At 39.8% G+C, this 19,589-nt stretch carries 16 protein-coding genes; 4 read left to right on the plus strand and 12 right to left on the minus strand.

Translation table 11 applies throughout. The features are described 5' to 3' along the window. Nucleotides 1-4: 4 nt before the first annotated feature. Nucleotides 5-715: a hypothetical protein gene (locus A9267_RS06535; protein ID WP_065108644.1), complete on the minus strand. Its 711-nt coding sequence runs from the start codon at nucleotides 713-715 to the stop codon at nucleotides 5-7. Nucleotides 716-1,215: 500 nt separating this feature from the next. On the opposite strand from A9267_RS06535, the gene A9267_RS06540 reads away from it, so the two are divergent. After that, entirely contained in the window at nucleotides 1,216-2,493 is a 1,278-nt protein-coding gene (locus A9267_RS06540) for a YjiH family protein (protein ID WP_119968521.1), read from the plus strand. 225 nt (nucleotides 2,494-2,718) lie between these two features. Next, complete coding sequence (locus A9267_RS06545) at nucleotides 2,719-3,081, plus strand: PilZ domain-containing protein (RefSeq protein WP_055023732.1); 363 nt, start codon at nucleotides 2,719-2,721, stop codon at nucleotides 3,079-3,081. Nucleotides 3,082-3,169: 88 nt separating this feature from the next. Here A9267_RS06545 and A9267_RS06550 read toward each other — a convergent pair whose 3' ends face one another. Both A9267_RS06550 and radA read right to left on the minus strand, forming a co-directional pair. After that, on the minus strand, nucleotides 3,170-4,021 hold the full coding sequence (locus A9267_RS06550; RefSeq protein WP_082972230.1) for a transporter substrate-binding domain-containing protein: 852 nt from the start codon (nucleotides 4,019-4,021) through the stop codon (nucleotides 3,170-3,172). Nucleotides 4,022-4,187: 166 nt separating this feature from the next. Then, the gene (gene radA, locus A9267_RS06555) at nucleotides 4,188-5,561 is read right to left on the minus strand and encodes a DNA repair protein RadA (RefSeq protein WP_065108647.1); all 1,374 of its coding nucleotides are present in this window, start codon (nucleotides 5,559-5,561) and stop codon (nucleotides 4,188-4,190) included. Nucleotides 5,562-5,767: 206 nt separating this feature from the next. On the opposite strand from radA, the gene A9267_RS06560 reads away from it, so the two are divergent. Further along, nucleotides 5,768-8,167, plus strand: coding sequence for a PilZ domain-containing protein (locus tag A9267_RS06560; protein ID WP_065108648.1), 2,400 nt, complete (start codon nucleotides 5,768-5,770; stop codon nucleotides 8,165-8,167). Nucleotides 8,168-8,232: 65 nt separating this feature from the next. On the opposite strand, the gene A9267_RS06565 is transcribed toward A9267_RS06560, so the two are convergent. Together A9267_RS06565 and serB are read right to left on the minus strand one after the other, a co-directional pair. Next, nucleotides 8,233-9,126, minus strand: a complete 894-nt coding sequence (locus A9267_RS06565; protein WP_065108649.1) for an alpha/beta fold hydrolase — start codon at nucleotides 9,124-9,126, stop codon at nucleotides 8,233-8,235. A 226-nt stretch (nucleotides 9,127-9,352) separates the two neighbouring features. Continuing rightward, nucleotides 9,353-10,339 (minus strand): phosphoserine phosphatase SerB, encoded by a 987-nt coding sequence (serB, locus tag A9267_RS06570; protein WP_065108650.1) that lies wholly within the window; start codon nucleotides 10,337-10,339, stop codon nucleotides 9,353-9,355. An 87-nt stretch (nucleotides 10,340-10,426) separates the two neighbouring features. On the opposite strand from serB, the gene A9267_RS06575 reads away from it, so the two are divergent. Then, the gene (locus A9267_RS06575) at nucleotides 10,427-11,368 is read left to right on the plus strand and encodes an AhpA/YtjB family protein (protein ID WP_082972232.1); all 942 of its coding nucleotides are present in this window, start codon (nucleotides 10,427-10,429) and stop codon (nucleotides 11,366-11,368) included. Between the two features lie 85 nt (nucleotides 11,369-11,453). Here A9267_RS06575 and deoD read toward each other — a convergent pair whose 3' ends face one another. The 7 genes from deoD to A9267_RS06610 all read right to left on the minus strand — a co-directional run bounded on the left by deoD (nucleotide 11,454) and on the right by A9267_RS06610 (nucleotide 19,584). Continuing rightward, nucleotides 11,454-12,164 (minus strand): purine-nucleoside phosphorylase, encoded by a 711-nt coding sequence (gene deoD / locus A9267_RS06580; RefSeq protein ID WP_055023726.1) that lies wholly within the window; start codon nucleotides 12,162-12,164, stop codon nucleotides 11,454-11,456. Between the two features lie 125 nt (nucleotides 12,165-12,289). Further along, nucleotides 12,290-13,504 carry a phosphopentomutase gene (locus tag A9267_RS06585; RefSeq protein WP_065108651.1) on the minus strand — a complete coding sequence of 405 codons (1,215 nt, stop codon included), beginning with the start codon at nucleotides 13,502-13,504 and terminating at the stop codon, nucleotides 12,290-12,292. A gap of 11 nt (nucleotides 13,505-13,515) precedes the next feature. Continuing rightward, the gene (deoA, locus tag A9267_RS06590) at nucleotides 13,516-14,847 is read right to left on the minus strand and encodes a thymidine phosphorylase (protein ID WP_065108652.1); all 1,332 of its coding nucleotides are present in this window, start codon (nucleotides 14,845-14,847) and stop codon (nucleotides 13,516-13,518) included. A 144-nt stretch (nucleotides 14,848-14,991) separates the two neighbouring features. Next, a complete protein-coding gene (deoC, locus tag A9267_RS06595; protein ID WP_055023723.1) occupies nucleotides 14,992-15,765 on the minus strand; it encodes a deoxyribose-phosphate aldolase in 774 nt (257 codons plus the stop codon). A gap of 418 nt (nucleotides 15,766-16,183) precedes the next feature. Further along, nucleotides 16,184-17,014 (minus strand): nucleoside-specific channel-forming Tsx family protein, encoded by an 831-nt coding sequence (locus A9267_RS06600; RefSeq protein ID WP_055023722.1) that lies wholly within the window; start codon nucleotides 17,012-17,014, stop codon nucleotides 16,184-16,186. A gap of 364 nt (nucleotides 17,015-17,378) precedes the next feature. Next, a complete protein-coding gene (locus tag A9267_RS06605) occupies nucleotides 17,379-18,641 on the minus strand; it encodes a NupC/NupG family nucleoside CNT transporter (RefSeq protein WP_065108653.1) in 1,263 nt (420 codons plus the stop codon). Between the two features lie 178 nt (nucleotides 18,642-18,819). Continuing rightward, on the minus strand, nucleotides 18,820-19,584 hold the full coding sequence (locus A9267_RS06610) for a TatD family hydrolase (RefSeq protein ID WP_065108654.1): 765 nt from the start codon (nucleotides 19,582-19,584) through the stop codon (nucleotides 18,820-18,822). Between the last annotated feature and the right edge of the window lie 5 nt (nucleotides 19,585-19,589).

Here is a 19,589-nt window from a genome sequence, read left to right on the forward strand (position 1 = left end):
TAGTTTACTTGCTTAATTGCCCCTGTTGCAGGGGCAAGAAGTACCAGCGACATATACTCAATATCCATAACCACATAGTGACAATGCTGCACCAGAATAAAATGGATAGCCACCAAATATCAGGTTTCGGCGATTGGGACACTATCGCCTGAAATAATTCACCATCTGAAATCGGGTTTAAGCCTAAGCTCTCTCGCCAACATTCATGAGCTAAAATGCTGCCATGAATGAGCACAATAACAAAGCTCAACACCAGTGGTAAGAACAAGCGAATCCTTCGCTCAATAGCACACTCTATAAAGCAAAAAGTCGCAGCTAATAAACCAAAGTAAATGTAGATAGACACAGCTTTGATGTGTAAATGAAACACATTAAGCGGAAATAAGCCCGTTGCAGCTAAAGCAATAAACGTCACGATGAGTGAAAACCAAAAGAGTCCGCTGGAAATACGTCGACTTAACTGTAAGCCAAATAAACAACTCATTGTCAGGCTTAAACTACCAAAAAACAGCCCTCCGTTGATCCATAACGCACTAGAAGAACGATTGTAGGTGCCGAGTTCACTGATAGAAAATTGCAGTAAACTGTATTGATCGCCAAATTGAATATATTCCATCAATACCGATAAACTAATACCAAGAAAAAGGCCAAGCAACCCTAGCAAACCAAACAGGTAAGCTAATCTGGCGATTTTTTCTCGTTTACTTAATATCACAACAGTCAAATTTCCTTATATGGTTTGCTTTATCATACTGAATCTACATTGATAAAACCGCTATGCACATCTAATGTTTAGTAACTCATTCATATGACGACAACAGTACTCTGCTATGTACAATCGAACAAAGCACCTTAATAATTGTAATAACAAAGACCGAAACACACAACAACAACCAACTAACATTATGATTACAAACAAATTATTACGTGCATTTATTGCCAAACCCTATAGAATATAGATAAGCAAAATAACTCAATAACTATTCGCCAAAGTGAATAGTTTTACATAGACTAGATAAGCAGGTACCCTTGCCTCGCTTTATTACTTCTGAATGGACATTCAGCATTTTTCCCACTGGACGGTTAGACACAATCAGCCAAGCTTATTTGGCCAGTTGCAAAGGCATATAAAAAGTGACTCAAGAAAAACAAAAATACAACATTAAGACAATATTGACCTTTGTCATACCGTCACTGCTAGGCTTGTTATTATTCATGACGCCTATCAGTTATAACGGCGCCATTACGATTCCAATTGCTATTGTTTCCAAAGCAGTGCAAAGCCATTTTGCCGACGTATTGCCTTTATTGGTAACTTGTATTGTCGTGTTTATGGCTATCATTTCGGTAATCAGTAAATTACTTAAGCCTAAGTTGGTGTTAGAAAAGCCTTTTCTTAATACCCTTCTCAATGTGTCACCTTTTTGGTTAGTTGTTCGTATTTTAGGTGCAATATTCATTGTATTAACTTATTTAGAGATTGGCTCCGAAGTTATCTATTCTGCAGATACTGGTGCATTAGTCCTTAATGACTTGCTACCTGTATTATTTTCTGTGTTCATTTTCGCAGGTATGTTGCTGCCGTTATTATTAAATTTTGGTTTGCTCGAGTTTTTCGGAACCATGCTGACTAAATTAATGCGTCCTATCTTTAACTTACCTGGCAGAAGTGCAATCGACTGTATGGCATCATGGCTAGGTGATGGTAGTGTCGGCATTTTAATGACCAACAAACAATATGAAACACGCCTATATACTGAGCGTGAAGCCGCTGTCATCGGTACAACCTTTTCTGCTGTTTCGATTACCTTTAGCTTAGTCGTTATCTCTCAAGTCAAACTTGAACACCTTTTTGTACCGTTTTATTTAACAGTATGTTTAGCAGGTTTTGTCGCAGCTGTAGTGGTTCCTAAGTTACCCCCACTGTCATGGAAAAAAGATTTATACATAGATAACACACCTCGTCATCCTGATGATGAAATGATCCCTAAAGGTCATGGGGTTATGTCGTGGGGATTTGAGCAAGCAATCAATAAAGCATCTCGTGCTGGCGGCGTTAAACATGTACTGCGTGAAGGCGTAAAAAATGTCGTGGATATGGTGTTCGGTATTATCCCAGTAGTAATGGCCATTGGTACTATTGCCCTTATACTTGCAGAAAACACACCTATTTTTGAATACTTAGGTATGCCGTTTATTCCACTGTTAGAACTACTGCAAATTCCGGAAGCTGATGTCGCATCAACCACAATCGTAGTCGGCTTTGCTGATATGTTCTTGCCATCTATTTTAGCAAGCTCTATTGAATCTGATTTAACGCGTTTTGTGATTGCGGCTTTGTCAGTCACACAATTAATCTACATGAGTGAAGTCGGTGCGTTATTAATTGGAAGCAAAATCCCAGTTAACTTCTTTGAGTTATTTGTAGTATTCATTCTACGTACACTCGTTACACTGCCTGTCATTGCACTTTGTGCTCATTTACTCATCTAGTGTAATTCAGTAAACTCATTGAGTAATTTATTTTACTCAACATTAAAAAGGAGCTGAATGCTCCTTTTTTAATGCGTTATTTTTAATCAGGTTGGTTCTTATAACAACTGACTTATATTGGCAATCAAATACAGATAGCGTATTCTTAAGTGGTTATTTGAATGGTGAAATTAACCCTTCCTTCCCTATTCAATTTAAATCGAGTGACAATCTAGGTAACATTTTATGGATGAAAGAAGACAATACACTCGCACATTGTTTGCCGCGACAGCCACCCTCAGTTTTAACGATAAAACCTATCGTACCAATATATTAGATCTCAGTATTAATGGCGCATTAGTATCAGAGCCAGAAGCCTTATCCCTCACGTTAGGACAAAAAATTGGCTTAAGCTTTTTACTGCCTGAATCTGATATCGTCCTGAATATGGATACTGTACTCGTGCATCATAAAAGCCAACAACTTGGGCTAGAGTGTCAGCACATTGACCTTGATAGCATTAGCCATTTAAAAAGAATCATAGAGTTGAACATTGGTGATGCTGAGTTATTGCACAGAGAATTAGCACAGTTACTGCATCTAGATTAAGCATCCCTATGTGTAGGTAAACACTCAATGCATCAAGTTATCAAGAATCAACTTATCGATGCTTAATCTAGCTGTGACTCAATGTCAGTTATAGCCACCAGCTTGAATCGATAGGTTTTTCGCTAAGATAATCTTGGTTTTCTAAATGAATAATTGTTCGCTGGGGTAATTTCGCCTTTAAAATAGCGTCACTATAATATTTTAAAAATAACTCCTGAAACGATAAGTCTTCAATGGCTCTTTGTAAGCCCTTCTCAATCCGCTCCGCCAACTCTGGATTCTGTTTATTCACAAACACATACATAGGCAAATGATAAACAAGTGCTAAGTTAGGTTCGATAATGAGATCGGGCAAATCAGGGCCTAGCCTTTTCTTTTCAGCCCAAATCTCGCTCACCCCTCTTGGGAAGTAATCGAAACGCTTCGCTTGTAACATACGATACAAACTTTTCGCGGTGCCAACTTCCTGCGTTGGCAACTCGTTATGGCGTAAAACGTCTAAATCAGCCCAATGTGAGCCAAAGCCAGCAACAAATGAATGACTTAGCTGATTTGCACTGTTAACTTGCTTAAATTTATCTTGATTATCTTGATGAATATACAGTAACCGATACCCTAATAAGCCTTGCAACAATGGGACTTTTATGGGAATAAACATCTTTTCACGTTGCTTACTTGAAGCAAGAAAAGCGACATTGACTTCGCCTTGCTCCAACATCTTTAAACCGCGACCAGGGGTAACTTGCTCGGTAAACTGTACTCTAGCTTCAGGGTATTCAGCAGCCGTTTTATCCAATGCCATTTTTAATAATTCGATATGGTACTGAAAGTGAAACTCATTCTGATATAAGCGCAAAACTTGAGGAGTGGACTCTTTAGCGAACACACTTGTTGAGAAGACACACCACAATAATAAACTGACTTTAAATCGAATAAACACTGCTATATTCCATTTTAAATGTGATGAGATTGGGTGAATGAGGCTTAACGTTACAAATAATGAAAGATTATACCTTTGTTAATTTTAAACTTTCTAGTTTTTTCCGATTAAACCGCTCAACGCTATTGTCAACTCATGCTGACAATAGCGTAAGCAATAAAACCAACTAATTAATTAACTCAAGTAATTCATGAATGGTTTTAATCGGATGAATTTTAGCGCCTAAACCTTCCATCGATTTATGATAATTACGATGCGGAATAAACACCTCTGTAAAGCCATGTTGTACCGCCTCTTTAACACGCGGTACACCGCTGTCGATTGGCCTAACATCACCGTTTAAACTGAGTTCGCCCATAATGCATGTGGTTCTTGGTACCACAAAATCATTCAAGCTACTTAAGAGTGCTGTCACCAGCGCTAAATCAATACAGGTTTCTGACTCATCAATTTTTAACCCACCGACTAAATTAAAATAAGTATCGTGATAAATTTTGGTTTTAGTGTGTTTACGTAATACGCCAGTGAGCATTTTAATTCGGTTCATATTTAAACCGACACAGACTCGCTGAGGAAATTCGCCTTCTGTTTCAGTTGTTAGGCATTGAATCTCAAGTAAAAGGTTGCGATTCCCCTTTCGAATACAGGTAATGGCAGCCCCAGGAGAATTGGTTGTTGACCCAGATAAGAAGATTTCACTCGGATTATCAACACTTATCATGCCACGTTCGGTCATTTTGAAAATACCCACGGTATCAACATCACCGAATCGGTTTTTATTCGCACGTAGGGTTCTGATTTGACCATCATTACATTCAATATGAGTCAAACAATCTACAATGTGAATCAGTGTTTGCGGCCCAGCTGTTTCATTATTTTTATTGACGTGAGCCACTAAAAACATGGTCACATTATTTTGCTTACAATACTGTGTTAAGGCTTGGGCACTGCTTTTAACCTGTGAAGGCGAACCTGGACTGCCATTCGCCGCTTCTGACACAACAGCTTGTATCGAATCAATCACAGCAAATTTAACTTTTTTGGCTTCAAGTTCTGCAATAATCGCTTCGACACTGGTTTCAGCCATTAAATACAAGTTATCTTCGTTATAATTAAGCTTCAACCGATTAACTCGGTTCTTAAATTGGGATAACGACTCTTCAGCAGTACAATAGAGTGATGGCATACTTTGAGACATTCTTGCAATCAGATCTGACAATAATGTGGTCTTACCCGCGCCTGGATCGCCTGAAATAATATTGACAGAGCCGGTCGTGAGCCCCCCACATAACACTCGATCTAATTCACCAATACCCGTTAATTTTTTCTCGGCTTCAAACTCTTCAACTTCACCGAGCTTTTTTGAACCTCCACCAACAGAGCCTGCGTAACCCGCCACTGAGTTTGCTGTAGATTTAACTGCTGCAATACGCACTTCAGAAATCGTATTCCACTCCTGACATGCACTACATTGCCCTTGCCATCGTGGAAAATCTTGCCCACATTCATTACATACAAACGCTGTTTTATTTTTTGCCATGCTTCAATGTCATTTCGTTTAGAGTTAACCAATTTGATAATGAATGAATTATCAATTCATTTATAATATATTTTAATGATTATCTTACTTGCTTTAACAGGCACATAATTTAAATTTATATAAAGTAAGCTTACTTTAGGCCGATAAGATTAACAGTCAGGCTTATATTTATCACCTATATCTCGTATCTAAACTGAAAAGAGCTAATGAGCATAGAAGACCATAGTCAGCTAATAGAACAACTCAAGCCACTATTAATGGAGCCCGACTTCAAAGAGGTCTTTGAAAAACTCACCATCGATGAGTCTAACTCTACTCGCTTTTTAGTTAAAATGGAGCTCAACCGCCTTTCAGCCAGTTGCACCCGAATTATTGATTTACGAGATAAATCTGAACTTCAATGTGAAGAAGTGACCGTTGCTAAACAGCGTCATTTTCTTGATGAGCCCGCTAAACTTTCCCTTGTTCAAGCTCTTGGACTATACCGTAATAAATATACTGTTGGCGTATACGAGCATGTCCTGAGCCAACACAAAGTTCGCAAAGAAAGCCTTCGCAAAACAGAACAAGAACCCACTGAAGAGTTATCTGAACTCATCGTCCCTGGTGTTGTATTAGGGAGTTACTTCAGTCGCAGCGAAGAGAGAATGAATTATTCCATTCGTATTTCTGCATCACAAGATGGCGGCGGCGAAGTCTTAGGTGCCAGTTTAGATTTGTCCGTGGGTGGCGCTAGAGTTCGTTTACCCGTCAAACATCGCTTTGACCAAGATAAACCACTCAGAGTAAAACTACTTGAGCTTAATGAAGAGTTCTTTTTCGAAGATTTACAACATGGTGTAGATTATCAAATTGTTGATATACAAAATAAAGATGACAGCGCCATCATGCGCCTTAAACGTCTTGGTGATAGCAAAGAATTAGACAAACTACTCAGTCAGCTCATTCGCGGTTACAAGTTTCGCTACAAAGTTGATGTCAATGATGTCATCGTCAATGCCACCGGCTTAGGGTTTGAGCGTCACTATTTACCTATGTTGTCACACATGCCGCTGTATCTGTCTGTTGAAAATGGGAAGCCATTTATCAGTCATCAGTTACTCAGTCGTGGCAACCAGCCTATATTGCAGTATTTTATTGACGAAAACGAAGTTAACCAATTACCTAACTTCCTCACCAATAATCGATTAGTTAACTTAATCAAGTCGCCTGATAAAGCAGATCACAGTCTATTCTTTTGTTTTACCCATAGTAATAAAGGCATTACTCAGTATTTTTCAGCCACCTTACATGAACTAAAAAAGCATCAGGCTATGCAGCTGTTTTTCGGTTTTGGGGCCTCTAAATCCAGCTGGCGAATTTTTAAAGTATGCCAACAAAAGGTAGATCATAAGCTTAATTATAAAACCTCGACATTGCCTGGTGATGAACAGCAATACTCAGCGTTAACAGAGCAACAACTGGCTCGTTTTGCCTATACATTACAGCTTATAGACTTAACAAATGAAGATATTAGACCAAACTATCGAGCTTGGTTTAATGAAGGCGATAACGTCAATCAACTTAAAATCTTTAATCAAAAGAAACTGACTAAAAATACGATAAAAAGATTATCAATGCCTTTCAGCGAGCGTAGACGAGAAGCACGCTTTGCCTTTAAAACCATTATAGAAATTGAGCATAATGGTAAGAAGTCTCGAGGTATTTCCCATGATATCTCATCACGTGGTATCCAGTTTACCTTAGAGGATGATACTCAGTTTAGCAGTGCTACAGATGTCATATTGAGTTTTCCTAAATTGCAGGAAATCGCTGGAAAAATGCAATTAAGCCTACTGCCATATCGACTTATTCGTGCCCGTACTCAAGGTAATAAGAAACAGCAAACTTTACATTTATCTGCATTAATCGGTCATGAACCTCACCAAGGAGTAGAGTTTCTCAATAAACTAATCAACCATAACCGAGATAAATTTGAGCAGCTTTCAGAAGATGAGGGCGAGCTAAAAGAACTGGCTGATGGGATGAAAAACTTATTGCTTCGACAATTAGTCAGTGTGCCTTACTTTGTTGAAAAAACGAAAAAGTCAGCTCAATTAGCCTGCATTGGAATTGGCACCAAAACCGACGATATTAGTCATTTATTTGCAGCGGGCTCAACTACACCACTCAGCTTCAACCTCACGCCATTGTTTAATGAAACCGAGTTTAAACAGCTCATTATTGATCCTGTCAGATCAATGAAGCCCATAGACGGCATGCAGTACTTTGAGGTTTTTCTGCAGATATCAAGGCAAGGTCGAGGAGCAATTAACATTCAATCACAGTTAGTCAGTGATTTTAGCCATCGCAGTGCACAAATAAAATTTATTAGTCATGCACAAGCTGTAGGCAAGTTTATGGCATTGAGGATTTATTTGGGCGCAACAGAAAAACCTGATATGAGCTATATTCGCCGTGAAATGGAATACATTACTATCCATGCCAGCCATAGAGCTAAAGCCTTAGAGGAACGTTTATGGCGAATTATTGGTAGTGGTGAACTGTTAGATATTACAGCAGAAGTCGAGGTCAGGTTTCCAGAGCTGCATTTACTAGAAGATTAGCCGTCAAACCCCGCCTATCACAAGCATAATAACGTTATTATTTTATAGGTATTTTTTTTATGTTTTTAAAATCGATTATACCAATCGCTCACTAATGGAAAGTGATCCAAAACAGCCACTTTATCAGTCAGCATTCCTCCATGAGTATAGTCACGCTTAAAACCTTTTCGTTTTGACAAGAGTGTATAATCAGCGTTTTCTAAGCCACACTCAAGCATCATGTCTTTTACGTCTCTAGGGTTTCCTAGTACGTAATCTTTTTGAGCAGCGATAAACCAGCTTTTCGGCCAGCTGATACCTTTAACCGCTTCAGAATAATCGAAGTGATCTTCAGCGTCTACCCAATCACCACCTACCCAGTCAATCGTCTGTAATAATGATTGCCTGCTTTCATTATCCATCCCTATGCGGTATTTATCTGCCGCTAAGTAACCTTGATATTGCGTCATTAATGGAGCAAGTCTGTTCCAAAATACATCCACCATCATCGTTTTTCTTAATGATTTAACCTTAATGGTTCTCTTGGTACCAAAAGTCACAAATGAGGCAACCTCAGGGCGTAATGACTCAAACCGTATATAACTGCTCGCCATTAATACGCCCCCCCATGAATGAGCGCACCAATGCACTTTATCCGCGCCAGTTTGGGATAGGATAAATTGATGAGCTAAAGGGATTTGCTCCAAAATCACCTCTGTTTGTCCCAGAGAATATGCAGCATTAATTCTAGGCTCACTCAAGCCTCTTCCTGCAGTATCAAGTACATAAACATCATAGCCCTGCTCTGCCAAATAACAGGCAAGACCTCGCCCTGATGGACTATAAAAAACCCGTCCGTTCGACATCGCGCCGTGAAGCATCAGTATAGGTTCTCGTGAAGTAATTGGCATAGAGGGCTTGATATGTCGAAGGTGTAACTTGCCATCACGATATGGCAGAAAGTGAGATTCTTGCTTCATTGGTATTGGTATGTTTTATCAGCAGAAAGGAATATACCTAGGTTAAACAGCTTAAATGTTAACTTCAAGTTAATTAGAGTAAAAAATCTAATCAATAATATAAGCGACGGTTCAGTGCTTTCTATACGCCAACAAAAACCGCATTACAGCTTAACTGTAATGCGGTTTTAAAATTAACTACCTCACCTGGTTAACCTCCAGCTAAGCAGGCTACCCTAGTGGCGAGTTAACCTTGAAGGTGGAATACTAAACAGCGCAAATCTAATCGCTGTATACTCGCATTTGAAGCTGCTAATAGCTTAGGTTTAGCATGGAACGCAATACCATAATCTGCCGCCTTAACCATTGGAATATCATTGGCTCCATCACCAATAGCCACTCGTTGACCTGCAGCTATTTGCCATTTAGCAGCGCTTTTATCTATCACATCGGCTTTAAATTGCGCATCGACAACCTCACCAGTCACCTCTCCTATTAGCTTTCCATCTTCGATGACTAACTCATTAGCATAGGCAGCATCTAACCCCAGTAAGTCTTTTAAGTGGCCAACAAACGGCGTAAATCCACCTGATGCTAGCACTAGCTTCCAGTCATTAGGCTTTAATTCAGCCACAATAGACTCAAGTCCAGGCATTAGCGGTAAATCCTGACAAAGCTGATTAATAATACTGTCACTCGCCCCTGCAAGCTTGCTTACTCGAAGACGAAGACTTTCTTCAAAATCAAGTTCACCTTGCATTGCTCTTTCTGTGACTTCTGAAACAGCTTCACCAACTCCAGCCATCGCGGCCAATTCATCAATGCACTCAATTTGAATCGCAGTCGAGTCCATATCCATCACCAATAAGCCCGGTTTAAATATACTCGGCAATGCTTGTGTGACTTCAAATAGCTCGGCATTACTGTCAATAGGAAAGCATTCAATTAATTGCGCTAACCGAGAGGATGAAGCGATCTCAAACCCTTTCAGCTCGTTATGGCGCATTAACACAGCCACCGAACAATCCTGATTAAGATGATTCAACCACGAAGACACAGCATCAAAATCTACCTCATCAAAAATGACCCGAAACCGATGCGGTTGTTTAACTTGGATATTATTGAGAAATTCGTCTTCAAAGTAGCGAGTTAAGCTAAAATCACCATGAGAAAAAGAGCCATCTTCCCCTGAAAATAACCAGGTTAGAGCATTAGAGTTTTTCTGACTTTCCATCGACTGCATTTCCTCAATGATTGCGACTATCTACAATTAAATATTTCGATTAGTATTAATTAAATAGAAAAAACACCAAGGATTAAAGTGATTTTTGTTAAAGGTCTTAAGAAAAGTCAAAAGATCAGCAGATTAATTCAAATCGTAATTGCGATAATCTTGTTAATTGGGCTAACTCATTTATGGAAATCTAGCCTCAACAACGGGCAACAATTGCTCAATTCGCAAACGCAGATTATGGCAAGACTATTGGCCCAACAAGCGGCAAATGGTGCGGCGCCAGCGATGTTTTTACAAAATGATGAACAGCTACAGTGGCTTGCAAATGCCCTCATTGATGACCCAAAAGTCATGTCCGTCCACATTTATGATGCTCAAGGCGTTAGGCTTGCTTTCGCTCAATCGGTCAGCGAAGAAGCATTTGATGCCGATGATGAAGAACTTAAAGAGTTACTCTCGCCTTATCCGCCAATGATTGAAAATGTACTCCAAGGGGACAACAACCTAGGCTACATTGAAGTACGGGTAAACTTGCGAATATTCTTCGACGAAATCAAAACCTTGTATCAAGAAAATATGAAGCTACAACAAACCATGTTAATTGTGGCTGGAATTATAGGCTTGCTTCTCTCTCGCGCCCTGTCATTTAAACGAGCTGACTTTGACCGACGTAAAACCCGAGCTAAACAAGGAAGAAAGAACAGTCATTTATTACAGCTAAATCAAAGTGACTCTGTCGATGGTATAGATGATGACATGGATGATGGTATGGATAGCAGAGAAGTTCTAAAAGACCACATCCCCTCAGATGAACATGCAGAACTCAGTGATACTGAATTGGCCGAAATTGAATATCAAGAGCTAACAGATATGAATCAAGGTAGCCAAACGATTACTGATACGAAAAATAAAGGTGCCAAAGCGCAAGCCTCTAAATCGCCTAAAGCCTCTAAATCACCGAAAGCGTCTAACTCATCTAGCGCGGCTAAATCAAGAGAAGAGCAGAAAGATAAAGCCGAGCCAAAGTAAGCTATTTGGCTTTATCTTAACTCTTTTAAACAACAAAAAAGGGATAACATCACTGTTATCCCTTTTTATAAAACTTTAAAATAAATTAAAGTGTGATAGCAGCATCTAATGTCATCACAATCATATCGTTGAACGTAGTTTGACGCTCATCTGATGATGTTTTTTCACCGGTTCTGATGTGGTCAGAAACAGTAACAACACATAACGCTTTAGCGCCTAATTCGTGTGCAACACCGTAAAGACCGGCAGCTTCCATTTCGACACCTAATACACCCATTTTTTCCATTGTATCGAACATTGAAGGATCTGGAGTGTAGAATAAATCTGCAGAGAAAACGTTACCAACACGGATTTTAGTACCGTGTGTTTTAGCTGATTCAATAACAGCATTCATTAATCCGTAGTCCGCGATAGCTGCGAAGTCTTGGCCTTTAAAACGAAGACGGTTAGCTTGTGAATCAGTACATGCACCCATACCAATAATCACGTCACGAACTTTAACGTCTGTGCTGATTGCACCACAAGTACCAACACGAATAAGGTTTTTAACACCGTATTCTTTGATTAGCTCGTGAGCATAAATTGAACATGAAGGAATACCCATACCTGAACCCATAACAGAGATACGAGTCCCTTTATAAGTACCAGTAAAACCGAACATGTTACGAACGTCAGTCACTTGCTCAACATTTTCTAAGAACGTTTCAGCAATGTATTTTGCACGTAATGGATCGCCTGGAAATAAAACTGTTTCGCCAAAAGCACCTTCAACAGCATTAATATGTGGTGTAGCCATGAAAAACCCCTATATTTTTATATTAAATCTTTAATATGAGTAATTAAGTCATCCCCTTAATTACTCAGTGCGATTCTACTATATTTATTAACAAAATAGCGTTAGAAGATAATAATCTTTTATTGTTAAATGAAAGATTTACCATATTCCATCGGCTCAAGTTCAAAGTAACTAGCAATTGACTGACCAATATCAGCAAAACTGTTACGACGACCGAGTGAGCCAGCAGCTAAACCTGCCCCCATAGCCAATACAGGCACACGTTCACGAGTATGATCTGTTCCCTGCCAGCTTGGGTCACAACCATGATCGGCTGTGAACACAATTAAATCTTCTGGATTTAACAGTGCTAATAATTCAGGTAAGCGTTGGTCAAAATACTCTAACGCTTTGGCATAACCCGCGATATCACGGCGATGACCATAGTGAGAGTCAAAATCAACGAAGTTGGTAAACACTATGGTGTTATCACCCGCTTGTTTAACTTGCTCAAGTGTCGCATCAAATAGCGCCTCAAGGCCTGTCGCTTTCACTTTTTGAGTAATACCGCAATGAGCGTAAATGTCTGCAATCTTACCAACGCTAACCACTTCACCACCTGCAGCAGCTAATTTATCTAGCACGGTTTTTGAAGGTGGCTCAACAGCGTAGTCGCGACGATTACCTGTACGTGCAAAATCATCAGGACCAGTACCAACAAATGGACGGGCGATCACTCGGCCAATATTATAAGGCTCAAGCTCTTCACGAGTAATTTCACATAAACGGTATAGGTTCTCTAAACCGAACGTTTCTTCATGACAGGCAATTTGAAATACCGAGTCAGCTGAAGTATAGAAAATAGGCTTACCGGAGCGCATATGCTCTTCACCAAGCTGTTCAAGAATGGTAGTACCTGATGCATGACAATTACCTAAAAACTCAGTTAAACCTGCACGAGCCAGGATTTTATCAGTCAATTCTTGTGGGAATGAGTTTTCTAAATCTGAAAAATAGCCCCACTCATAAAGAACCGGTACACCTGCCATTTCCCAATGACCGCTCGGCGTATCTTTACCTGAACTTAGTTCGTCTGCATGGCCATAAGCGCCGATGAGCTCAACGTTATCACCGAAGCCATCTGCAAATTTACCTGTACTTTCGAAACCTGCATGGCCTAAGCCCAACTTTGCTAAGTTAGGTAATTTTAGTGGACCTTGACGGCCAATATCTGCTTTACCTTCTGCACATGCTTTTGCAATATGGCCAAAGGTGTCTGAACCGACATCGCCAAATTTATCAGCATCAGTTGCAGCACCAACACCAAATGAATCCAGCATCATAATAAATGTACGTTTCATATTTGAGCTCCTTATAAATCCGATGCGCGGATATAGCGATAAATTTCAGGCGTTTTTTCTGGCGCCGAATCTTTAATATGTATCGCTTGTTGTACCGCGGCAGAAGCTTCTTCAAATGCCGCTTCTGATTGAGCATGTATCATAGCAATAGGTTTATCTTGAGTAATCTCATCACCTAAAGCACAGACATCGGTTAATCCGACACTGTAATCTAATTTATCACCTGGCTTTCTGCGTCCGCCACCTAAAGTAACAACAGCTAAGCCGAGCTCTCGAGTATCCATGCTGTACGCAAAGCCTTGTTGGCTGGCAAAAACAGGACGGATAATCGATGCATGAGGTAAATAGTTATCGAATGACTCAATGAAGTCAGCCGGACCACCAAGACCTGACACCATACGGCCAAAAATCTCAGCGGCTTTCCCATTATCAAGTACAGCATTAAGCTTAGTACGAGCTTCAGCATCATTTTGGGCAATGCCACCTAACACTAGCATTTCCGCACATAAGCCCATARTCACTTCATATAGACGCGGATTACGATATTTACCAGTGAGGAAATTAATCGCTTCACGAACTTCGACAGCATTACCTGCACATGAGGCTAGTACTTGGTTCATGTCAGTGAGTAATGCAGTGGTTTTAGTCCCCGCGCCATTAGCAACAGCAGTAATACTTCGAGCTAACTCTTCAGATGCTTCGTAAGTTGGCATAAACGCACCACTACCGACTTTGACATCCATCGCTAGTGCATCAAGGCCCGCAGCGAGTTTCTTTGAAAGAATAGAAGCAGTAATCAAAGAAATAGACTCGACTGTCGCTGTATTGTCTCGAATAGAATAAAAGCGCTTATCAGCTGGGACTAAATCACCAGTTTGGCCAATGATGGCGACCCCAGCCTCTTTAACTACTTTACGGAAGAGTTCACTTGAAGGTTCGGTTTGATAACCAGGAATTGCGTCAAACTTATCGAGAGTACCACCAGTATGGCCTAAACCACGACCGGAAATCATTGGCACATAACCGCCGCAAGCCGCAGCCATAGGGCCAAGCATCAGACTGATAACATCACCGACTCCGCCAGTGCTGTGCTTATCAATAATCGGTCCGTTTAGCGATAACGAATCCCAATTAAGTACTGTGCCAGAGTCACGCATGCCAGTGGTCAGTGCAATACGTTCATCCATGTTCATATCTTGAAAATAAACTGCCATGCCGAATGCAGCAATTTGTCCCTCAGAAACAGTATTTTGGGTAATACCGTCTACAAAGAATTGAATTTCAGCAGAACTAAGTGCTTCACCATTACGTTTTTTACGAATAATTTCTTGAGCGAGAAACATAACATTTCCTCCAATGAAACCCTTTTATTCATACTTAAAATCAAGAGTTTCACCTTAACAAGATGGCACCAAATAAATAATGCAATGTTACTTGGTGCTATCAATTAAAACCGTTAAGACGTCTAACTAAGCAAATCGACCTGCTTAGTATCCTTGTTTACCTTGAGGAGCATCAGCAAGATCTAGAGTGTGAAGTAAGCTAGTTAATAAGCTTGATGCACCAAAACGGAAGCTAGCTGGAGAAATCCACTCTGCACCTAAAATACGCTCTGCCACGCCTAAGAACTCAGCTGTTTGTGCAGCATCGCGCACACCACCTGCAGGCTTAAAGCCAACATTACGGTTTTTCTCACTGATAACTGTCAGCATAATTTCTGCTGCTTCCAATGTCGCATTAACAGGAACTTTACCCGTTGAAGTTTTAATGAAGTCGGCACCAGCATCAATCGATAACTCAGAAGCTTTACGGATTAACGCAGGATCTTTAAGCTCGCCTGATTCGATAATCACTTTTAAGATCGCTTCATCCCCACACGCTTCTTTACATGCTTTAACGAGCTCAAAACCTAAAGACTCGTTACCAGCCATTAATGAACGGTATGGGAAAACCACATCAACTTCGTCTGCGCCATAAGCAACAGCAGCACGAGTTTCTAATACTGCAATAGCAATATCATCATTACCGTGTGGGAAGTTAGTTACGGTAGCGATTTTGATATCTTCGCAATCTAACTCATTCAATGTTTTACGAGCAATTGGAATAAAACGCGGATAAATACAAATGGCAGCAGTATGGCCAGCAGCAGTATTCGCTTTGTGGCATAAATCAATGACTTTTTGATCAGTATCATCGTCATTTAATGTGGTTAAATCCATTAATGAGATACCAAGTTGTGCTGCTTTTTTTAAATCACTCATGTTTGCTCTCCGAAACAAAAACCTAATAAAAATCTTGTTTTGGCAATGCATAAAGCTGGCAGTTGATTGATGTAGAGGCCGGGCCTTCGAGCATTGCCAGTAAATTAATTGATAAGTTACTGAACTAAGTATTCAATCTGATAACGAGTACCACGACTTGAATCCTTGAAGACCGGAAGAGGTGAAACAAAGAATAATTGTTTCATCCATTCCGCGAAAATTCCCTTTTAGCGCGCAAATCAATCCAAACATTTGATACCGAACCACTAGTATATTAGTTCACTATTTTAAATTGTTTGGACTTTAATATTTATCTAAATACATTCTAACAAATTTTTGTATGTACTTAAGTAAATACTAACATATTTTGCAATAAATTTGGAGCCACATAATGTGGCTCCAAAGCTTACAAATTAGATTAGAACTTGTAAGTAGCTGTTAGGTAGTGAGCCCAACCAGTTGTTTCTAGACCAACAATACCAGCACCATCTTCAAGAAGGTATACATCTTTGTAGCCTTTTAGGCCGTAACCAAGTGCGTAGTTATCTGAATGCCAGTGTAGACCGAAGTATGCTGCACCACCATTGCTAGACATTGGAACGAACTCATCGCCGTACTCATCATCAGCACCAAATTGGTAATCAACATAACCTTGGAACGCTACGAAAGTACCGTTATCGAAGTTATGAACAGGCTTGAACCAGTTAGCAGAGAACTGGTAACCATTCCAATCTTTACCATTCATGTCGTAGTGAGCGTATAAGTTCATGCCAGTTTTACCTAACCATGGAACCATAACGTCAGCACCTAAACCCCAGAAAGAAGAGTTTACGTCTTCACCAATTGCTCCACCACCCCAGTTGAATAGAGTAGAGAAGTACACTTCTTGGATAGGACCAACTGAAAGGTCAAGACCAGTAATTGCATCTAAAGAGAAACGAGGTGCAAACTTCATGAACATACGGCTTTCACCGTAGCCTTTGTCACCAGAATCTTGAGTGAATAAGTTGAATACATCTACGTAACCGTATAAATCAACAACACCAGCGCGGCCGCCAAATTCCATTTCTAAGTAATCGTGGCCACTTTCGCCAGCACTTGGTAATTCGTCAAATGCGTACATTGCATTGAACTGCATCCAGCTGTAATCACCAGAACGGATATCTTCACCACGGTCAGCAGCCATTGCAGGTGCAGACATAGCAGCGATAGTTGTAGCAGCTAAAGCTAAAGTTTTAACGTTTTTCATTATCAACCCCATTGATATATTTATTTTACCACCTTCGTGGGTGGCGATTTTTATAAACGTTTGCATTGTACATAGATTGGATAAAAGCTCAATATTATTTGGCAAAAATACGAATACTTAATCCCAAAATGTGAACAATATCTCTACTTTCTACTAACAACTTAGAACATTTATGACTAATAAACTGTATTTTTTGAGTAAAGTAATATAAAAAACTGGTGATTTAACAAAGCAAGTCATATGCCAGCCAATGGGCTAGCGAGATTAAACTTCAATTAACATAGGTAAAAAAACCTAAAAAAAAGCTGCTATTACCGAGGTAACAACAGCCTTCATTTACTCAACTCAAGGTCGTCTTAGACAATTAAATCGCTAAGAATAAACCAGCTAGAGTCGCACTCATTAAGTTAGCTAAAGAACCGGCAATAACAGCACGGATACCTAATCTAGCTAAGTCATGGCGACGGCTAGGAGCCATTGCACCTAAACCACCTAATAGAATTGCAATAGAAGATAAGTTAGCAAAACCACATAATGCGAATGAGATAATCGCTTTGGTTCTGTCAGTCATCATCATGCCTGTTTCTGCTACTACTTGGTAACCTTCAGCTGATGCATCAAGTAAGTAAGGAGCAAAGTTAAGGTATGCTACGAATTCGTTAACAACAATCTTTTGACCGATGAAAGAACCAGCAACTAATGCTTCGTTCCAAGGTACACCGATTAAGAATGCTAATGGCATGAAGATGTAACCTAAGATTAGCTCTAAAGTAATACCTTCAAGACCGAACCAACCTGTTACACCACCGATGATACCGTTGATCATTGCAATCAAACCAACGAAAGCAATCAACATTGCACCAACGTTAAGTGCTAAGTGCATACCAGATGAAGCACCTGCAGCAGCCGCGTCTAATACGTTTGCAGGCTTGTCAGGATCTTCTGGAAGATCTGACATTTCGTTTTTAGCTTCTTCAGTTTCAGGATGCATTAGCTTAGCCATCATAAGACCACCTGGAGCAGCCATGAATGATGCAGCAACTAAGTACTCAATCGGTACACCCATTTGCGCATAACCAGCTAATACTGAACCCGCGATTGATGCTAAACCACCAACCATGATTGCGAATAATTCAGAGTTAGTCATTGTCGCGATGAAAGGACGTACAACTAAAGGAGCTTCAGTTTGACCAACGAAGATGTTAGCCGTTGCAGACATAGACTCTGTACGGCTAGTGCCTAATGCTTTTTGTAAACCACCACCGATAATACGGATGATCCACTGCATGATGCCCAAGTAGTAAAGAACTGCAATTAAAGAAGAGAAGAATACGATAACCGGAAGTACGTTTACCGCGAAGATGAAACCAACTTTAAATTGGGCTAAGTCGCCAAATAAGAAGTTAATACCATTTTGAGCGTAACCAATTACGCTAGATACTGCGTCAGAAACACCTTTTAAAATGTCTTTACCAACTGGAACGTATAAAACAAAACCAGCAAAGAATGCTTGAATTGCTAAAGCGCCACCAACAGTACGAACATTAATAGCTTTTCTGTTGTTTGATAGTGCATAACCGATTGCTAGTATGGTAACCACCCCAACTAGACTCATTAGTATATCCATTAATCATCACCCTTATTTATGTTAACGATTTGTATAATTGTTGTTAACTCACCTATTTTCCGTTAATGATTATAACTGAGGAGCAGATGAAAATCGTGGATTAGATCATACTTTTAGAGTTTAATTTCAGGATCTTATGAAACATTAATATTTATTAATAACCATGTTTAAAAAAAAATTACGACAGCTCAAACAGTTGGGAGAAGTTTTTATTCAATCGTTCTAATATAAAAACAGTTGTTTTTTTCTGTAAATTTGCGATCTCAGAGGCCACATTTGGCAAAATAAGCGGAGTATTTCGTTTTTCGGTTGCATTATAGGGGGTCATGCTAGGCGAGTCTGTTTCAATTATGAAATGTTTAATATCCAATTCAGTGATCGTTTTTCTTAACTTTTTGGCTTTTGGGTTGAGTAATAAGCCACCAATACCCAATTTATAACCTAGTTCAATATATCGACTTGCCAACTCTGGCGCACCGTAAAAACCATGAATAACGCCCCCTTTGGGATTAGGGAATCGGTTTAATAATGACAATAACTCTTGGTGACATTTGACTCCATGAAGAATCACTGGGTACTCCATGTTAATTGCAATTTTTAATTGTCCAGATAATAGCTGTTGCTGTCTATCAAAGTCTGGTTTTAGCTTATCTAATCCGCACTCACCAACGGCTACAAGTCTGTCATTTGCCGCATATTTGGCGAGCATATTCTCCAGTGATACGAGTGATGCGTTAACGTCTTCGGGAACATACCAAGGGTGAATACCCAAAGCAAAATAGCAATGATATTGCTGTACTATCACTAATTGATTTTCCCAATGCTGTTCACTAATCGCAGGGATTAAAGCCGAGTTAATTCCTTTTAATGCCATAGCATTAAATAATTCAGCCCTGTCATGATCAAAGTCAGCAAGATCTAAATGTGCATGAGAATCAATCATGTATA

It is taken from the genome of Shewanella sp. UCD-FRSSP16_17, assembly GCF_001675935.1.
GTDB lineage: Bacteria > Pseudomonadota > Gammaproteobacteria > Enterobacterales > Shewanellaceae > Shewanella > Shewanella japonica.